The organism is Ferrimonas futtsuensis DSM 18154 (assembly GCF_000422645.1).
In the GTDB taxonomy this organism is placed as follows: Bacteria; Pseudomonadota; Gammaproteobacteria; order Enterobacterales; family Shewanellaceae; genus Ferrimonas; species Ferrimonas futtsuensis.
Map to the genome: position 1 here is coordinate 137,367 of NZ_KE383896.1, position 16,247 is coordinate 153,613.

A 16,247-nucleotide genomic window follows, 5' to 3' on the forward strand; every position below is an offset into this window, starting at 1 on the left:
CAATAACTGATGAAATTACACGAGGTTGATGCTTAGCGAGCGTAGTAGATCGCGGTCGCATTCCAGCTGGCGCTAGCCCAGCTGCCAATCAGATTCACAGAGTAATCGAATGGGGCGTTCATAAGGCATTCTCCTAAATTCGTTGCAAACACAAATAATGTGCAGTTCCTTGGCACAACGACTCAGTTCCGTGGAGAGTATGCTGCCTCAGCGCTTTGAGGCATGGGCGGCTCCGCCGCCAGAGTGGATTGCTTAACCGGCGTAGTAGAGCGCAGATGCGTTCCAGTCGGTAGCAGACCAGGTACCGTACAGGCGGACTTGGTATTCAAACTGGGTATTCATAGGGTGTTCTCCTAAAGTTGCTAACACTGATTGTCAATTAGTGGTGCGGTTCCCTGGCACAGCACTCGGTTCCTTGGAGACGCTTTGCCTCATTGAGGCAGATGGCGGGCTGACCGCCGTACGTTACTTCTTGCCAGCGTAGTAGATGCTGGTGGCGTTCCACTGGCCTTGGGACCAGGAACCGTACAGGGTAACGTCGTAACCGAATGGGTAGTTCATAATCTTTTCTCCGATAAAGTTGCTAACACCTAGTTCAAGTGGTGCGGTTCCTTGGCACAGCGGTCTCGATTCCTTGGAGAAACTCACGTCTCAACCGTTGAGACGATGAAGACCAACTCGGTCTTTACTAGGGGGAGTTGCCTCCCGACAGTTGCTATAATACCGATATGTAATTTTATTACAAGCCTTATCGTGATCTTTTTTGAAAAAAAGCCAATTTCTGAAAGTTTATTACATGATAACCAATTGATATGGGCTGCAGAGGCGTGACCAGGATCACGTTTTCACTGAAATGCCCGACATCACGCACAGGCCACCATAAACACCCATGCACAGATCACACTTTTCTAAGGGAATAACTCAACTCTTTAGCTGCTTGGACACAGAAACTGTAACTCCGCCCCAAAGACAACAGGACTGACGCACCAGGCTCGGCAGGAAACTGCCGGTCACCCTGAGTTCGGCACTTTGCAGTCGGGGCTGAATGCCGTAGGACGCTAGGGAGTAACGAGCCGCAGGAAGAACTGAACGTCCACCTCTTGCTGAAGGGTCTGACCTGGCAACACCGGCCAGCCCTAAGAGCTGCTCGAGGCTCTGTTACCTTATATAGAGGAGGGGGAACAACTTCCACAGGTCACCAGGAGCGCCCCTGTCGGAGATTCATCAGGCCCAGGAGGCGTTCCCCGGTAAGCCACATGTAGACAAGCTGGTGCTGTTCCCCTGAGCCCGTGCCGCGGGCCCGATGAACAGGGAGGCCCGCAGGCCTCCCACTCTTGCGGGGATTACAGCTCCTCCATCATCGCCAGCAGAGTCGCCACCGGCCGGGCGCTGGGTTTGCCGTAGAGGGGATCCCGTTTCTCCACCGCGGTGGCGGCGATGTCCAGATGCAGGTAGGGAATGGGGCTGTCACTGGCCAGCTGGTGCTTATCCAGCCCCGACGCCTTAAGCAGGAACGCCTGGGGAAACTGATGGCCCCGGCTGATGTTCACCGACGCGCCATTGTTGGAGGAGAGCAGATCCTCGGACTCGCTGCGACCCGCCACCTGGGCAAAATCCTCACGCCGCAGGGTGGAGATCTCCACCGGTTCGCCCCAGCGCTCACCAATCTGCTGCATCAACTGCCCCTGCTGACCTCGGCGGGCGACACTGTTCTCCACCACTCCGGTGTAGGGGCCGTAGGCGCGCACCACATGACCGGTGAGTGTGGCGATGGAGAACACCCTTGGCGACACCGCGCCCTGAGCATCCTGACGAAGGTGTGACAACAGATCCGCCAGCACCAGCCGTCCTTCGGCATCGGTGTTGCCGATGCGCACCCGTGCCCCGGCGTGGGAGGTAATGATCTCATCGGGTACGAAGGCGTCACTGCCCAGGGCGTTACGCACCAGGCCCATCTCGGCGATGATGCGGATCCCCTTGGGTCTGAGCATGGCCACCGTCTTCATAAAGCCGACCGTGGCCGCCGCTCCGCCCTTGTCCCGGCTCATGCCGGCCATGGCGCCCCCCACCTTAAGATCGGCGCCGCCGGTATCGAAGGTGACCCCTTTGCCAGCGATCAACCAGGTCTGGTGTACCTCACCTTCCGGGTTGTACTCGACCCGGACCACCCGGGCGGCATGGCGGGCAACGGCGAAGCTGGTGCGGGATACGGCGCTGAGCAGGGGATACTCCCTCACCAGTTGATCCTGATCGTCGATCACCGTCAGCTCCACCGGCTCCTCGGCAAACAGACCGACACAGTAGTCGGCGAAGGCAGGCGGCGCCATCTGCTCCGGGTCGCCGCCGCAGAGATCCCGGGCGGCAATCCGGCCCGCCTCCAGCGCATTGAGACGCGCCACATCCTGGCCATTCATCAAGCCGATACGCACCCGGGGCTGATCTTCCACGTCCGGATTAAGATAGAGCCCCTGACCACAGCCCAGGGCCGCCACCTCGGCGGCGTTCAGATAACGGGGGTCGCCATCGGGCAGGTCCAGCAACAGCAAGATGTCGCGGGCGCCGGACCGAAACGCCATCTTGGCTCCCTCTTCCGCCGCCTCATACACCCGGCGAACATCCTCGTAGTCATCCCTGATGTCGCCGGTGGGTGCCAACACCAGACGCCCCCCCGCCAGTCCCGGTGCCAGCAACAGGGTCGGTTCCTTGCCGATGCGCTGATCCACCGAGGCGGCGTGGTCCACCAGCTGACCCAGTTCCGGGTTGGCTTCCAGGGTAAAATCCTGGCTGACCACCAGCAGCGCATCCCAGCCACCTTCACCAAATTGGGCGTCCTCGGCCGGAGTAAAAAATTCCACTTGTGCCATGATGTTCTCTTCCTTTTACGCGGGAAAATCCTTGTTCGGCCACTATAGCACGTCGCCCACTTCCCGCTGTGGTAGACTGACGCGACACTAAAACAAAGGCGAATACAGGAGTACCCGCTCGTGCAGCCAATCAGCTCCCTCAGCCCACAACCCCTGTGGCGCTGGTTTGACACCATCTGCTCTATCCCCCACCCCTCCAAGCAGGAGATTGCCCTGCGAGACCACATCCAGGCCTGGGCCCAGTCTCGTGGACTGGAAAACCTGCTGGACCAGGTAGGCAACCTGATTATCCGCAAGCCCGCCACCGCCGGCTTTGAGAAACGCAAAGGGGTGATCCTCCAGGCTCACCTGGATATGGTGCCTCAGAAAAACTCCGACACCGACCATGACTTTGCCTGCGATCCCATCCGCGCCCACATCGACGGCGACTGGGTCACCGCCGAAGGCACCACCCTGGGGGCCGACAACGGCATCGGCATGGCCTCCGCCCTGGCGGTGCTGGAAGCGGATGATCTGGAGCATGGCCCCATCGAGGTACTGCTGACCATCGACGAAGAAGCGGGCATGACCGGCGCCTTTGGCCTGGAGGCGGGCGTACTCACCGGCGATATCCTGATCAACACCGACTCCGAAGAGGAGGGCGAGGTGTACATGGGTTGCGCCGGCGGCGTGGATGCGGCCCTGACCCTGACAGTGGCCCACGAAGCCCTGCCCGAAGGGATGACCACGGTTGAGATCGCCCTGACCGGTCTCAAAGGCGGCCACTCAGGCTGCGACATCCACCTTGGACGGGGCAACGCCAACAAGCTGCTGGCCCGTTTCCTGTTTGGTCATGGCGAAGAGCTGGGGCTGCGTCTGTCCGAGCTGCGTGGCGGTTCCCTGCGTAACGCCATCCCCCGGGAAGCCTGGATGACCATCAGTCTGCCGCAGGCCAACCTGGCTCAGCTGGAGCAACGCATCGGCGATTACCGCGCCATCCTGGAAAATGAGCTGGCCGCCGTGGAACCCGGCCTGTCCCTGACCATGAACAGCGCCCAGCCCCCTGCCCAGGTGTTCGCCGCCGCAGACCAGCAGAAACTGGTGGCCCTGATGCACGGCGCCCCCAATGGGGTGATCCGCATGAGCGATGAGTTCGACGGCGTGGTGGAAACCTCCCTGAACATGGGCGTGGTCACCACCGACGCCGACAAGGTGGAGGTGCTCTGCCTGATCCGCTCCACCATCGACAGTGGCCGGGAGATGGTTGAGAACATGCTCAAAGCACTGGCTCAGCTCTCCGGTGCCGAACTGGGCCTCTCCGGCGCCTACCCTGGCTGGAAGCCAGACGCGGCGTCCCCCATCATGCAGGTGGTCCGTGAAACCTATCAGCAGAAGTTTGGTGCCCTGCCTAACATCATGGTGATCCACGCCGGTCTGGAATGCGGTTTGTTCAAAAAGCCCTACCCCAAGCTGGATATGGTTTCCATCGGCCCCACCATTCGCTTCCCCCACTCCCCCGATGAGAAGGTGGAGATCGCCACCGTGGAGAAGTACTGGCAACTGCTGACCGAGGTGCTCAAGGCGGTGCCCAACCGTTAAGACCACCGCGTCTTGGAAAAGAAAAGCCGTCCACAAGGACGGCTTTTTCATGCCCATTTCGTTTTTTAATGACAGCTAGATCAGCTTCTGCTGTTTCACCAGGGGCTTATTCAGCTCGAGTACCACCAGCTCCACCTGGTCATCCGGGTTGGTGCGGCAGTTGGCCCTAAGGGCCTCGTGACGCTCCACCTCACAGGCTTTGACAATGGCAGAGCCCTTGTCCTTGCCGAAGCGGCGCATCAGGTAGCTCATGGCGTTCTCCTCTGCGTAGCTGAGCAGGGCAGTCACCTTCTTCTGATCCCCTTTGTCGTCGTAGTAGTTGACGGTGCGACAGAAGGTCTTATCGCCGATATAGAGGCTGAAGTAGTCTGCATCGCGCAGGGGTTTGTGTTGGTAGAAGCCATATCCCAGGCCGTAACAGACGCCGGCAACCAGGGTCATCAGACCCGCAGCCAGGCACAGTTGTTTGGTAAGGGTTCTCATCCTTAACCTCCTTCCTTGCGCCGGCGGATTGCTGGTCACCGGCTGACGGCAGAGGCTGAGTGGCCAGGTGGCCGATAGGGGGTCAGGCTCTGCACCGAGCCAGGATGGCTGTGTCTGGGGGTAGAAAGAGTGGACACACCTGGCTAACCGCTTCACTAACGTCTCTGGGTTTTTAGCGGACATTTTTCGGAAGCTCACCCCCAGATTAATTCGTTGCTTTATTAATCGTTTTGACAGGGATCAAACAAGCTTCCGGTCACAAAGGCAGGGGCAATTGGCGAAGGGCTTTGTTCTCGGCCAGCTCCACGGAGATCCCCACCAGCCGGACCTGGCGGCCATTACCCCGGCGAAAGGCGATGCCCATCAGGGCGCGGAACAGCTCCGGGTCCAGCTGCTGGCTCTGCTGAGTGACCGTCGTCAGCTCAAAATCGGCAAATTTCAGCTTGACCGTCTGCCCCTTGATGCCCCGCTTGCTGGCACTCAGGCGCCGCTCCAGTTCCGGCAGCAGGGTGTCGAACTGCCGCTGGCAGGCGGCCAGGTCTGGCAGATCCCGGGCAAAGGTGGTTTCCACCCCCACGGATTTGCGGATGCGGCTGGGCTCCACCGGACGGTCATCGATGCCGCGGCAGCGGCGCCACAATACCGGACCAAACTTGCCCATCATCGACTCCAGATCCACCTCCGACAGGCCGAGGACATCCTCCCCCTTGAGCAGGCCTCGACGAGCGAGGCGCTCTGCGGTTTTTGGGCCTACCCCGGGGATCTTCTTCAGAGGCAGGCGGGCGGCGAACTCGGCGGTGCGCTCCGGGGGAATCACCATCTGGCCGTTGGGCTTGTTTTCATCGGAGGCCACCTTGGCCAGAAACTTATTGGGCGCAATGCCGGCGGAGGCGGTCAGGCCTGTGGCCTCGAAGATCTCCGCCCGTATCGCCTGGGCCATCCGGGTGGCACTGCCCTGACAATGGGGCTTGCCGGTCACATCGAGGAAGGCTTCATCCAGAGAGAGGGGCTCCACCAGTTCGGTGTACTTGCGAAAGATGGCCTGGATCTGCCCAGACACCGCCTTGTACACCGACATGCGATGAGGCACCAGAACCAGGTCCGGACACAGTTGCTGCGCCCTGTGGGTCGGCATGGCGGAGCGTACCCCATAGGCGCGGGCGGCGTAGTTGCAGGTAGCGATCACCCCACGGCCGGACGCACGCCCACCAACGGCGATCGGCTTGTCCCGCAAGCTGGGGTTGTCCCGCATCTCCACCGCGGCAAAGAAGCAGTCCATATCGATATGAATGATCTTGCGCTGCACCCGCACACCAATACTGTATATATGAACAGTTAAATCATATCACCCCAACGCCAAAAGCCCAAAGATCAAATAAGGCGCCATCTGGCGCCTTCTGTCATCGCCAGGGGGGCGGGCTACACCTGATAACGGTTCAGCCCCTGAGCCAACTGGCTTCCCCCTTCAACCAGTTCCTCCAGACTGCGCTCCAGCTGGTCGCCCCGGGAGACCGCGTCATCGGAGAGGGTATTCACCCGGGTAACGGTGGCGGCAATCTCCTCGGCCACCCCGGCCTGCTGGGCAATGGCCTGAGTCATCTCCTGCACCTGCTGCTGAATCCCCGCCACTGCCCGACCGGCCAAGTCCAGGGTATCGACGATCTGGTCACTGCGCTGCTGGCTCTGCTGCAACTGCTCACAGCTCTGGGTCATCGCCTGCTCCGCCTCGATGCTGGCCTGCTGCAGCCCGGCGATGATGGTCTGGATATTGGCGGTGGAATCCTGAGTCTTTGAGGCCAGGGTGCGTACCTCATCCGCCACCACGGCAAAGCCCCGCCCCTGCTCGCCCGCCCGGGCAGCTTCGATGGCCGCATTCAGAGCCAGCAGGTTGGTCTGCTCGGCGATGGTGCGGATCACATTAAGCACCTCTCCAATCTGATCGGCGTTCTGTCTGAGCCGGGACACCAGTTCACTGGACTCCTGCATCTGTCCCGCCAACTGAGCCAGGGACTCCTTGCCCTCCCCCATGGCGCTCCCTGCCTGTCCCATCTGCTGATGCACCTGGTCGGCGTGGGAGGCCACCTGCGCCGCCTGGCTGGCCATCTCGGCGCTGGTCTGCGCCATCTGACTGGTTGCGGTGGACGCTTGTTCCACCTCCCCTTTCTGGGCCGACATGGAGCTCAGGGTCTCCCCCCAGATCTCTGTGGCCAGGGCACTGCTGTGGGACACCGATTCCGTCAGTCCCTTGCTCTGGTTCACCAGTTGATGTACCCGATCGGCAAACTGATTGAACGCCCGGCCCAGCTGACCCAGTTCATCCCGACGGTTCAGCTTGATCCGCTGGCTGAGATCGCCGTCCCCCTGGGCGATCGTCTCCATGGCCGCCACCAGTCGCCGGATCTGCGACCTGAAGGGCAGCAACAGCAGCCACACCACCGCAGACACCAGCAGGGTCAGCATCACCGACACGGTGCCGGTAGCCCAGGCCTCTTCGGTCACCCGGGCGCCGACCACCTTGGTGGGCAGCAGCAATCCCAGCTTCCAGTGCAGCTGGGGAAACTCACTGTCCACCGGCTGCCACACCACCAGCTGATCCTGCCCCTGAAGCCGCACCTCACCCTGCCCTTCGGGCTGGGCCAGAATCTCTCTGGCCAGGGTGGCAAAACCCTGGCTGGCGCTAAACTGACTGTCGACCTCACTCAACATCGACCCTGGAGGAAATGCCTGGGAAAACAGCGGGAAAAACACCAATTTGCCGTCGCCCGTCACCAGGAACGCCTGCCCCTGGCCCTGGTAGGTCACCTGGGAGAGCAGGGTCTCTCCAATGGTGGAGATGAGGATGTCCATGCCGCCGATGCCCAGGAATCGGCCTTGGGCGTCATACACCGTCTGTTTCACCGTGGCCGACACCGAGCCATCATTGGCGTCGACCGCCGGCTCGGTGACATAGAGGCGATTCTTGGCCAGTGCCTCTCCCCACCAGGGGCGTTTGCTGGTGTAGTAATTGGGATCGTCCGAGTAACGGCCGTTGAGATCAAAGTACTCGTGGGTGGCGTCGCTGCCGAAAAACAGACTCTTGATGGTGCTGTCTTTATCGGAAAAGTGCCGGAAGTAGCGAGTCACCTGGGGATAGTCTTCAAACGGCGCCAGATCCCCGCCCCGGTCGTCGTAGTCGGCGAAGAACCGCTGAACCTGGGGACTGGCAAACACCGACTGGACAATGGCCCCCTTGGCCTCGAAGAAGGCGGCAATCTTGCCGGCTTTGTCGGACACCAGCTGGCCGACCTCGTGGCTCACCTGCTGCCGGGTCGCCTCGCGGGTTTGGCTGACCTGGTAGATGGTCATCAGTGTTAGAATCAGAAAGAGTGCGCCGCCGATGGATCCCACCAGCTGACGGGTTAAAGAAGCTCTGAACCAGTCCATAATCTTCCCTGAAATTATTGTTTTCCCGTAGGTATTTTGCTTATCGGCCAAAATTACCCAAACTGAAGATGATACAAGCTCTCAAGATGGCCACCAGACCTATCCAGACAAACGCTCAGTTTCACTGGCTGAGCGCCTGCACAGCAGCAGCAATCGCCACAACGACGACCGACCAGCCGAACTTCAAACCAGGTTCAGCAAAGTAACCGTGTTGAAATATCAACGAATCGCCCGGCACTTTAACTATAACTTTTTATAAATAAACATGGTTTATAGAAAACGCCAGTGAGAAAACCCGCCCCCCTACGGAAACCGCCCACGCCATCCACCCCGGAGGCGCAGTCAGCCTGACGGTCTCGCAGGCAGAGATAAAAAAACGGGCTCCCCTTGGCAGGGGAGCCCGCTGAATTTGGCCTCAGGCAGAATTCAGAGAATCCGCTGTTGCTCCATCAGTTTCTGGCGACGGGCGTCGTCGGCCATTTTCTTCTTACGACGGTCGCAGGGTTCCGGGCAGTCACAGGCCTTGTCGACCCCGACCGAACCCAGGCCACCGCAGGAGCCGCTGATGGTTTTGCGCTTGATGATGTAGCCGATGGCCATCAACCCCACCAGGGACACCATCACAAAAAAGGTGGCGATAAAGGTGTTCATGACTGAGTCTCCTTGCTCTCCAGATACTGCTCGAAAGCTGGGCTGTAATGCACCTTGAACTGGCCCTCGCTGCGTTCTATCAGCATCACCGCCAGGGCGTTCTCTTTTGCCAGGGCCAGGCCCTTGTCCACTCCCATCACCATCATCGCCGTGGCCAGGCCATCGGCGGTCATGCAGGTGTCGGTGATCACCGTCGCCGACACTACATGGTGATTCACCGGCCGGCCAGTGGCCGGATCGATGATGTGAGAGAACTGCTCGCCGTCCTCCTCGAAGAAGTTGCGATAGTCCCCGGAGGTGGCCACCGCCTTGTTGCCGGGCTCAATCACATTGAACACGTCACGGCCCATGGGATCCGGCTGCTCTATGGCAATACGCCAGGGCTGATCCCCAGGCTTAAGTCCCTTCACCCGGAGCTCCCCTCCCACCTCAACCAGGTAGTTATGGATGCCGCGGGACTCCAGTACCTCGGCGACCACATCCACACCATAGCCTTTGGCGATGGCGGAGAGGTCCACCTCGAGTTCGGACTCAGACTTGAACAGCCAACGCCCCTTCACCGAGAGTTTGTCGTCACCCACCACGCCTTTGATGCGGGCGATCTCCGCCTCGTCCGGGGCATGCTCGATGCGACCATCGGGACCAAAGCCCCAGAGGTTCACCAGGGGGCCGACGGTCACGTCCAGGGCGCCCCCGGTCATCTCGGTCAGGCGCTTGGCTTCCAGCAGCACGGTGGCGAACTCCGCGCTGATCTCCATGCCACCTACCCGGCTCATGCGGTTGAAACGACTCACTTCTGAGCTGCGCTTCCAGGTGGACATGGAGCGATTGACCTGCCCAAGCCGCAGGTCGATCTCCCCCTGCAGCAGCAGCGGGTCGTGATGGTCAGGACCGTCCACCCAACTGACGTGATAGGTGGTGCCCATGGTATGGCCGGACACAGACTCCACCCGGGGAGCCTGAGTGCAGCCAGAGAGAACAATGGCCAGCCCGATGAGGGCCAGCCATACAGTTTTAGGGGCTCGATACAGCATGAAGCCTCTCAGGTTAGCCGCCGAAGTCATCCAACAGGATGTTTTCGTCTTCCACACCCAGATCTTTGAGCATGTTGATCACCGCGGCGTTCATCACCGGTGGTCCACACATGTAGAACTCGCAATCTTCGGGCGCTTCGTGATTCTTCAGATAGTTTTCCAGCAGCACGTTGTGAATGAAACCGGTGTAACCTTCCCAGTTGTCCTCAGGCTGAGGATCGGACAGGGCCACGTGCCACTCGAAGTTGTCATTCTCCGCCGCCAGGCCATCGAAGTCCTCTACATAGAACATCTCACGCTTGGAGCGGGCACCGTACCAGAAGCTGATCTTACGATCGGAGTTCAGTCGCTTCAACTGATCAAAGATGTGAGATCGCATCGGGGCCATACCGGCACCACCACCGATGAAAATCATCTCGTTTTTGGTCTCTTTGGCGAAGAACTCGCCGAACGGACCGGAGATGGTTACCTTGTCGCCCGCCTTGAGGCTCCAGATGTAAGAGGACATCTTGCCTGGAGGCAGGGTCAGGTTGTTTGGCGGAGGCGTGGCGATACGCACGTTCAGCATGATGATGCCCTCCTCCTCCGGATAGTTGGCCATGGAGTAGGCACGGATGGTCTCTTCATCCACCTTGGACTCCAGCTTGAAGAAGCCGAAACGCTCCCAGTCGGCACGGTACTCGTCCGGAATGTCGAAGTCTGCGTAGTTCACGTGGTGGGCAGGGGCTTCAATCTGGATGTAACCACCGGCACGGAACGGCACCACCTCACCGGCGGGCACCTTGAGCTTCAGCTCCTTGATGAAGGTGGCCTGGTTATCGTTGGAGATAACCTCACACTCCCACTTCTTGATGCCGAACACCTCTTCAGGCAGCTCGATATCCATGTCGCTCTTTACCGCCACCTGGCAGGCAAGGCGACAACCCTCTTTGGCCTCACGCTTAGAGATGTGGTCCAGCTCGGTAGGCAGGATCTCACCGCCCCCCTCATGCACCTTCACCCGACACTGGCCGCAGGAACCGCCGCCACCACAGGCGGAGGAGATAAAGATGCCGTTGCCGGCCAGGGCGCCCAGCAGCTTGTCGCCGGCACCGGTGGTGATGCTCTTATCGGCATCATCATTAATCTTAATCATCACGTCACCACTGGAGACCAGCTTGGATTTGGCGAACATAATCACCAGAACCAACACCAGCACAATCGCGGTAAACATGGTTACGCCGAGTACAATTTCCATCGACACATCCTTTTACTTCAACTCTCGGCGCCGCTTACAGCGACACTCCGGAAAATGACATAAAGCCCAGGGCCATCAGGCCAGCGGTCACAAAGGTGATACCCAGACCCCGCAATCCATCGGGCACGTCGGAGTACTTCATCTTCTCGCGGATACCCGCCAGCAGCACCAGGGCCATGGCCCAGCCCACGCCGGCACCCAGGCCGAAGACCACGGATTCGATGTGGCCATAATCGCGGTTGGCCATGAAGGACACGGCACCGAAGATGGCACAGTTCACCGTAATCAGGGGCAGGAAGATCCCCAGGGCGTTGTAGAGGGGCGGGAAGAACTTATCCAGGATCATCTCCAGGATCTGTACCAGCGCCGCAATCACGCCAATGAAGGTGATGAAGTTGAGGAAGCTCAGGTCGGAGTCGGGCATGCCGACCCAGGAGAGCGCTCCCGGCTTGAGAACGAATTGGAAGATGAGCTGGTTAAGGGGCACTGCCAGAGTCAGTACCACGATAACGGCCACACCCAGACCCATGGCGGTCTTCACCTTCTTGGACACCGCCAGGAAGGTACACATCCCCAGGAAGAAGGAGAGCGCCATGTTTTCGATGAAGATAGCCCGCACCAGCAGGCTGATGTAATGTTCCATAACCCTTCCTTACTCCTTAGGTTCGACCTGCTCCGGACGTGCGGTCCGGATGCCCCAGATAATAAAGCCAATCAAGAAGAAGGCACTGGGGGGCAGCAGCAGCAGGCCGTTTGGAACGTACCAGCCACCGTCGGTCACCTTGGCCAGGATCTCCACACCGAACAGGGTGCCGGAGCCAAACAGTTCACGCACAAAGCCGATGGCCAGCAGCACGGCGGAGTAGCCCAGACCGTTGCCGATGCCGTCGAGGAAGCTGGGGACCGGTGGGCTCTTCATGGCGAAGGCTTCGGCGCGACCCATGACGATACAGTTGGTGATGATCAGGCCGACGAACACCGTCAGCTGCTTGGCCACGTCGTAGGCATAGGCCTTGAGCACCTGGTCCACCACAATCACCAGAGAGGCGATGACGGTCATCTGCACGATGATCCGCACGCTGTTGGGGATGTGGTTGCGCATCATGGAGATGAACAGGTTGGAGAAGGCACACACCGTGGTCAGGGCGATGGACATCACCAGGGCGGTCTCCATCTTGGAGGTGATCGCCAGGGCCGAACAGATGCCCAGAACGTTCAGGGCAATGGGGTTATTGGCAATTACCGGACCGAGGACAATGTCCTTCATGGTTTTCTCAGCCATTACAGGATTCCTCCTTTACGGGCGTTGGCGATAAAGGGACCGAAGCCCTCTTCGCCCAGCCAGAAGTCCAGGGTGTACTGAACACCGTTGGCGGTCAGGGTCGCACCGGAGAGTGCGTCCACATCATGTTGCTTGTCGGTGGGCATCTTGGTGACGCGGATCTTCTGATTCCCCTGGTCATCAAACAGTTTCTTGCCTACCCACAGCGCCTTCCACTTGGGGTTTTGAACCTCACCACCCAGTCCGGGGGTTTCGCCGCTGTCGGAGAAGTCGTAGTAGACCATCGCCTTGACGGTGTTCATGTCCGGCTCCAGGGCCAGGAAGGCGTACATGGTGGACCACAGGCCGTAGCCATGGACCGGCAGGATCACGCTGTCCAGCTCGCCATTGTCGCTCTTCACCAGGTACACCAGCGCCTGATTGGCGCGGCGCTTGATGGAGGCCACATCGTTCTTGGGCACCACCGAGGTAGCCGTGTCACGGGCGGCCTTACGCTGATCGAAGGAGGCCGCGTCGATGCTGTCGTCAAACTGACCGGTGGCCAGATCTACCACTTTGGCTTCAATGTACTGGTTGTACACAGACGCCACATCGCCGTTGACCTTGTCCGCCAGGCTGGCGGCTTCCAGGATGTACTTCTGGGTATCCTGGGCCTTGTTTTTCTCCTGCAGGGGCTTTAACGCCACCGCAGCGGTGGAAACCACCAGGGAACAGACCAGACACAGGCCGATGACGACGCCCAGAGTCTTGCCAAAACTGTCGTTGCTCTTAGCCATTGCGTGCCAGCCTCCGCTTGATGTTGGATTGAACCACGAAGTGGTCGAACAAAGGTGCCCACAGGTTGGCAAACAGAATTGCCAGCATCATCCCCTCGGGGAAGGCGGGGTTCACCACGCGGATCAGCACCACCATCACACCGATGAGGAGGCCGTAGGCCCATTTGCCACGCTCGGTAAAGGAGGCGGAAACCGGATCGGTTGCCATAAAGAACATGCCGAAGGCGAAGCCACCCAGTACCAGGTGCCAGGTCCAGGGCATATTCATGATGGGGTTGGTGTCGCTGCCCACCAGGTTCAGCAGAGACGCCATGGCGATCATGCCCACCATGGTGCCAGCGACGATGCGCCAGGAGGCGATGCGGGCATAGATGATGATCAGGCCGCCGATGGCCAGCGCCAGGGTGGAGGTTTCACCCATGGAGCCACCGATAAAGCCGTAGAAGGAGTCCCACCAGGCCTGGTCGCTGAAGGCGTCAAACCAGCCGTAGTCGGCAAAGCTCTTGGCACCGGAGGCCGCCTGACTCAGGTAGGTGGCGCCGGTGTAACCGTCCACCGCGCGCCAGATGGAGTCACCGGACATGTTCAGCGGATAGGCGAAGAACAGGAAGGCACGACCCGCCAGGGCTGGGTTGATGAAGTTACGGCCGGTGCCGCCAAACAGCTCCTTGGCCACCACCACACCGAAGGTGATCCCCAGGGCCACCTGCCACAGCGGAATGGTCGCAGGCAGGGTCAGGGCGAACAGCACCGAGGTGACGAAGAAGCCTTCGTTGATCTCATGCTTGCGCACACTGGCAAACACCACTTCCCAGAAGCCACCGACGGCGAAGGTCACGCCGTAGACGGGCAGGAAGAAGCAGGCGCCGTAAAGCATCAGCCCGCCGATGCCGGTAGACCCGGTCAGCTCACCACCGAGCAACTGGAACAGACCCACCTGCCACATGTCGGGCAGGGCAAAGCCTTCGGCCATGGCCAACTGAGCCTGCAGGCCCACGTTGTACATGCCAAAGAACATGGCGGGGAAGGTGCATATCCATACGGTGATCATGATCCGCTTCAAGTCGATGTTGTCGCGGACATGGGTGCCACCCTTGGTGGTCTTACCCGGGGTGTAGAGAATGGTGGCTGCGGCCTCATACAGGGCATACCACTTCTCGTACTTGCCGCCCTTTTCAAACTGCGGCTCGATTTGTTCAATAAAGTTCTTCAGACCCATCAGCCTTCCCTCTCGATGATCTCAAGACAACGACGCAGCTCTACTCCGTAGTCGTACTTGCCGGGGCACACGAAGGTGCACAGCGCCAGATCCTCTTCATCCAGTTCCAGCGCCCCCAGTCGCTGGGCGTTGTCAGTGTCATTGGAGATCAGGTCGCGCAGCAGGATGGTGGGCAGGATATCCAGGGGCATCACCCGCTCATAGTTGCCCAGAGGCACCATGGCACGGTCGGAACCGCCGGTGGAGGTGGTCATGTTGAACAGCTTGCCCGGACTCAGGTGAGCCAGGAAAGCTCGGGTAACGGAGAACTGGTTGGCACCAGGCTTGAGCCAGCCAAACAGCTCCTTGTCGTCGCCCTCTTCCAGCACACTGACCTGGTTGTGGAAACGACCCAGGAAGCCGTGGGCGCCATTGGCGGTATGACCGCTGAGCACCGAACCGGAGACGATGCGGTTGTGCTGCTCAGTCAGTTCACCGTCGGTCAGCTGGGCCAGGTTGGCCCCCAGGGTGGTGCGAAGCAATCTTGGCTTGGCCACACGCGGGCCGGCCAGAGCAATCACCCGGCTGCTGTCCAGTTCACCACTGGTAAACAGCTTGCCGATGGCGATGATGTCCTGATAGCCGATGTGCCAGACGGTGCGTGACAGGCTCGCGGGCAGCAGGTGATGAATGTGGGTACCCGCCAGGCCTGCCGGATGAGGGCCCTTGAACCGGCTCACCTGCAGGTGATCGGATTCAGGCACTTCCAGCCGGGCTTCGCCGGTATTCAGGTACACCTTACCGTCGGTCAGCTTGGCGACAACGGTCAGGCCGTGACAGAACGCCTCGTAGGCTTCCTCTATCACCACCATGGGATCGGCAGCCAGAGGGTTGGTGTCGATGGCGGTGACGAAGATGCCGGCGGGCTGGCTGTTCAGCTCAGGCGCCTTGCTGAAGGGGCGTGTGCGGAAGGCGGTCCACAGTCCGCTGTTGACCAGGTTGTCCTGAACCCGGTCGCGGCTGATGTTGGCCAGTTCGTCGGTGGAGTAAGAGGCGAAGCGAACGCTGTCATCGCCCTCAATGTCGATCACCACGGATTGCAGTACCCGTTTGGCCCCACGATGGATGGCACTGACGGTACCGCTGGCAGGTGCGGTGTACTTTACGCCGGGGTTTTTCTTGTCCTCGAACAGTACCTGGCCTCGTTTAACGCGTTCCCCCTCCTTGATCTGCATGGTGGGGCGCATACCGTGGTACTCTTCACCCAGGAGCGCAACCTGAGAGACCTTGGGGCCTTCACCGATTGTCTGCTCCGGTCTCCCTTCGATAGGGAGATCCAATCCTTTCTTTATTGTAATCATACTCATTTGCACTGCTGTCTGGGACTTCGCCCTCAAACCCCGATTTCCAGGGCCTGAGAGACCATTCATGTTGACGTCGATAGCAATTCACCAGCCAGACATGAACCGCCGCATAAAAATGACTATTAGTGAGATCCATGTCACGCTGTCTCGGGGCGAATCATACCCCAAACACATCGTTACTGCTACGAAAATAACCATAGAATGGATCGATTGCTGCAATTAATGGCTTTCTATTAACAAAAATTGCTTAAACAGGCGGAAAACAGGTGAAATCCCTTACTAACCATGTTCACCTCTCACATATTCCTCATGATTTCCAGCCCCCTTATTCCAAATTTGCCAGTGATATCATCGGTG

General features: G+C 59.5%; 13 protein-coding genes. 1 reads left to right on the top strand and 12 read right to left on the bottom strand.

Going from position 1 to position 16,247, the window contains the following annotated elements; translation table 11 throughout:
* Positions 1 to 1,343: 1,343 nt before the first annotated feature.
* On the bottom strand, positions 1,344 to 2,864 hold the full coding sequence (locus G505_RS0118330) for a M17 family metallopeptidase (protein WP_028110852.1): 1,521 nt from the start codon (positions 2,862 to 2,864) through the stop codon (positions 1,344 to 1,346).
* Between the two features lie 120 nt (positions 2,865 to 2,984).
* On the opposite strand from G505_RS0118330, the gene G505_RS0118335 reads away from it, so the two are divergent.
* The gene (locus tag G505_RS0118335; protein ID WP_035385545.1) at positions 2,985 to 4,442 is read left to right on the top strand and encodes an aminoacyl-histidine dipeptidase; all 1,458 of its coding nucleotides are present in this window, start codon (positions 2,985 to 2,987) and stop codon (positions 4,440 to 4,442) included.
* 75 nt (positions 4,443 to 4,517) lie between these two features.
* On the opposite strand, the gene G505_RS0118340 is transcribed toward G505_RS0118335, so the two are convergent.
* From G505_RS0118340 to G505_RS0118390, 11 genes are all read right to left on the bottom strand, one after another.
* The gene (locus G505_RS0118340; protein ID WP_028110854.1) at positions 4,518 to 4,925 is read right to left on the bottom strand and encodes a hypothetical protein; all 408 of its coding nucleotides are present in this window, start codon (positions 4,923 to 4,925) and stop codon (positions 4,518 to 4,520) included.
* A 256-nt stretch (positions 4,926 to 5,181) separates the two neighbouring features.
* A complete protein-coding gene (gene dinB, locus G505_RS0118345) occupies positions 5,182 to 6,231 on the bottom strand; it encodes a DNA polymerase IV (protein ID WP_281169902.1) in 1,050 nt (349 codons plus the stop codon).
* Between the two features lie 113 nt (positions 6,232 to 6,344).
* A complete protein-coding gene (locus G505_RS0118350; protein WP_028110856.1) occupies positions 6,345 to 8,348 on the bottom strand; it encodes a methyl-accepting chemotaxis protein in 2,004 nt (667 codons plus the stop codon).
* Between the two features lie 426 nt (positions 8,349 to 8,774).
* Complete coding sequence (gene nqrM, locus G505_RS0118355; protein ID WP_028110857.1) at positions 8,775 to 8,999, bottom strand: (Na+)-NQR maturation NqrM; 225 nt, start codon at positions 8,997 to 8,999, stop codon at positions 8,775 to 8,777.
* Complete coding sequence (locus tag G505_RS0118360) at positions 8,996 to 10,033, bottom strand: FAD:protein FMN transferase (RefSeq protein WP_051216437.1); 1,038 nt, start codon at positions 10,031 to 10,033, stop codon at positions 8,996 to 8,998. Before G505_RS0118360 ends, nqrM begins: the two co-directional genes overlap by 4 nt.
* Before the next feature lie 13 nt (positions 10,034 to 10,046).
* Complete coding sequence (gene nqrF / locus G505_RS0118365; RefSeq protein ID WP_028110859.1) at positions 10,047 to 11,270, bottom strand: NADH:ubiquinone reductase (Na(+)-transporting) subunit F; 1,224 nt, start codon at positions 11,268 to 11,270, stop codon at positions 10,047 to 10,049.
* Positions 11,271 to 11,304: 34 nt separating this feature from the next.
* Complete coding sequence (gene nqrE / locus G505_RS0118370; protein ID WP_028110860.1) at positions 11,305 to 11,913, bottom strand: NADH:ubiquinone reductase (Na(+)-transporting) subunit E; 609 nt, start codon at positions 11,911 to 11,913, stop codon at positions 11,305 to 11,307.
* A gap of 9 nt (positions 11,914 to 11,922) precedes the next feature.
* Positions 11,923 to 12,552, bottom strand: coding sequence for an NADH:ubiquinone reductase (Na(+)-transporting) subunit D (locus G505_RS0118375; RefSeq protein ID WP_028110861.1), 630 nt, complete (start codon positions 12,550 to 12,552; stop codon positions 11,923 to 11,925).
* Positions 12,552 to 13,328 (bottom strand): Na(+)-translocating NADH-quinone reductase subunit C, encoded by a 777-nt coding sequence (locus G505_RS0118380; protein ID WP_028110862.1) that lies wholly within the window; start codon positions 13,326 to 13,328, stop codon positions 12,552 to 12,554. The genes G505_RS0118375 and G505_RS0118380 overlap by 1 nt, the downstream gene beginning before the upstream one ends.
* On the bottom strand, positions 13,321 to 14,547 hold the full coding sequence (locus G505_RS0118385; RefSeq protein ID WP_028110863.1) for an NADH:ubiquinone reductase (Na(+)-transporting) subunit B: 1,227 nt from the start codon (positions 14,545 to 14,547) through the stop codon (positions 13,321 to 13,323). The genes G505_RS0118380 and G505_RS0118385 overlap by 8 nt, the downstream gene beginning before the upstream one ends.
* Positions 14,547 to 15,887, bottom strand: coding sequence for a Na(+)-translocating NADH-quinone reductase subunit A (locus G505_RS0118390; protein ID WP_028110864.1), 1,341 nt, complete (start codon positions 15,885 to 15,887; stop codon positions 14,547 to 14,549). Before G505_RS0118390 ends, G505_RS0118385 begins: the two co-directional genes overlap by 1 nt.
* Positions 15,888 to 16,247 lie beyond the last annotated feature (360 nt).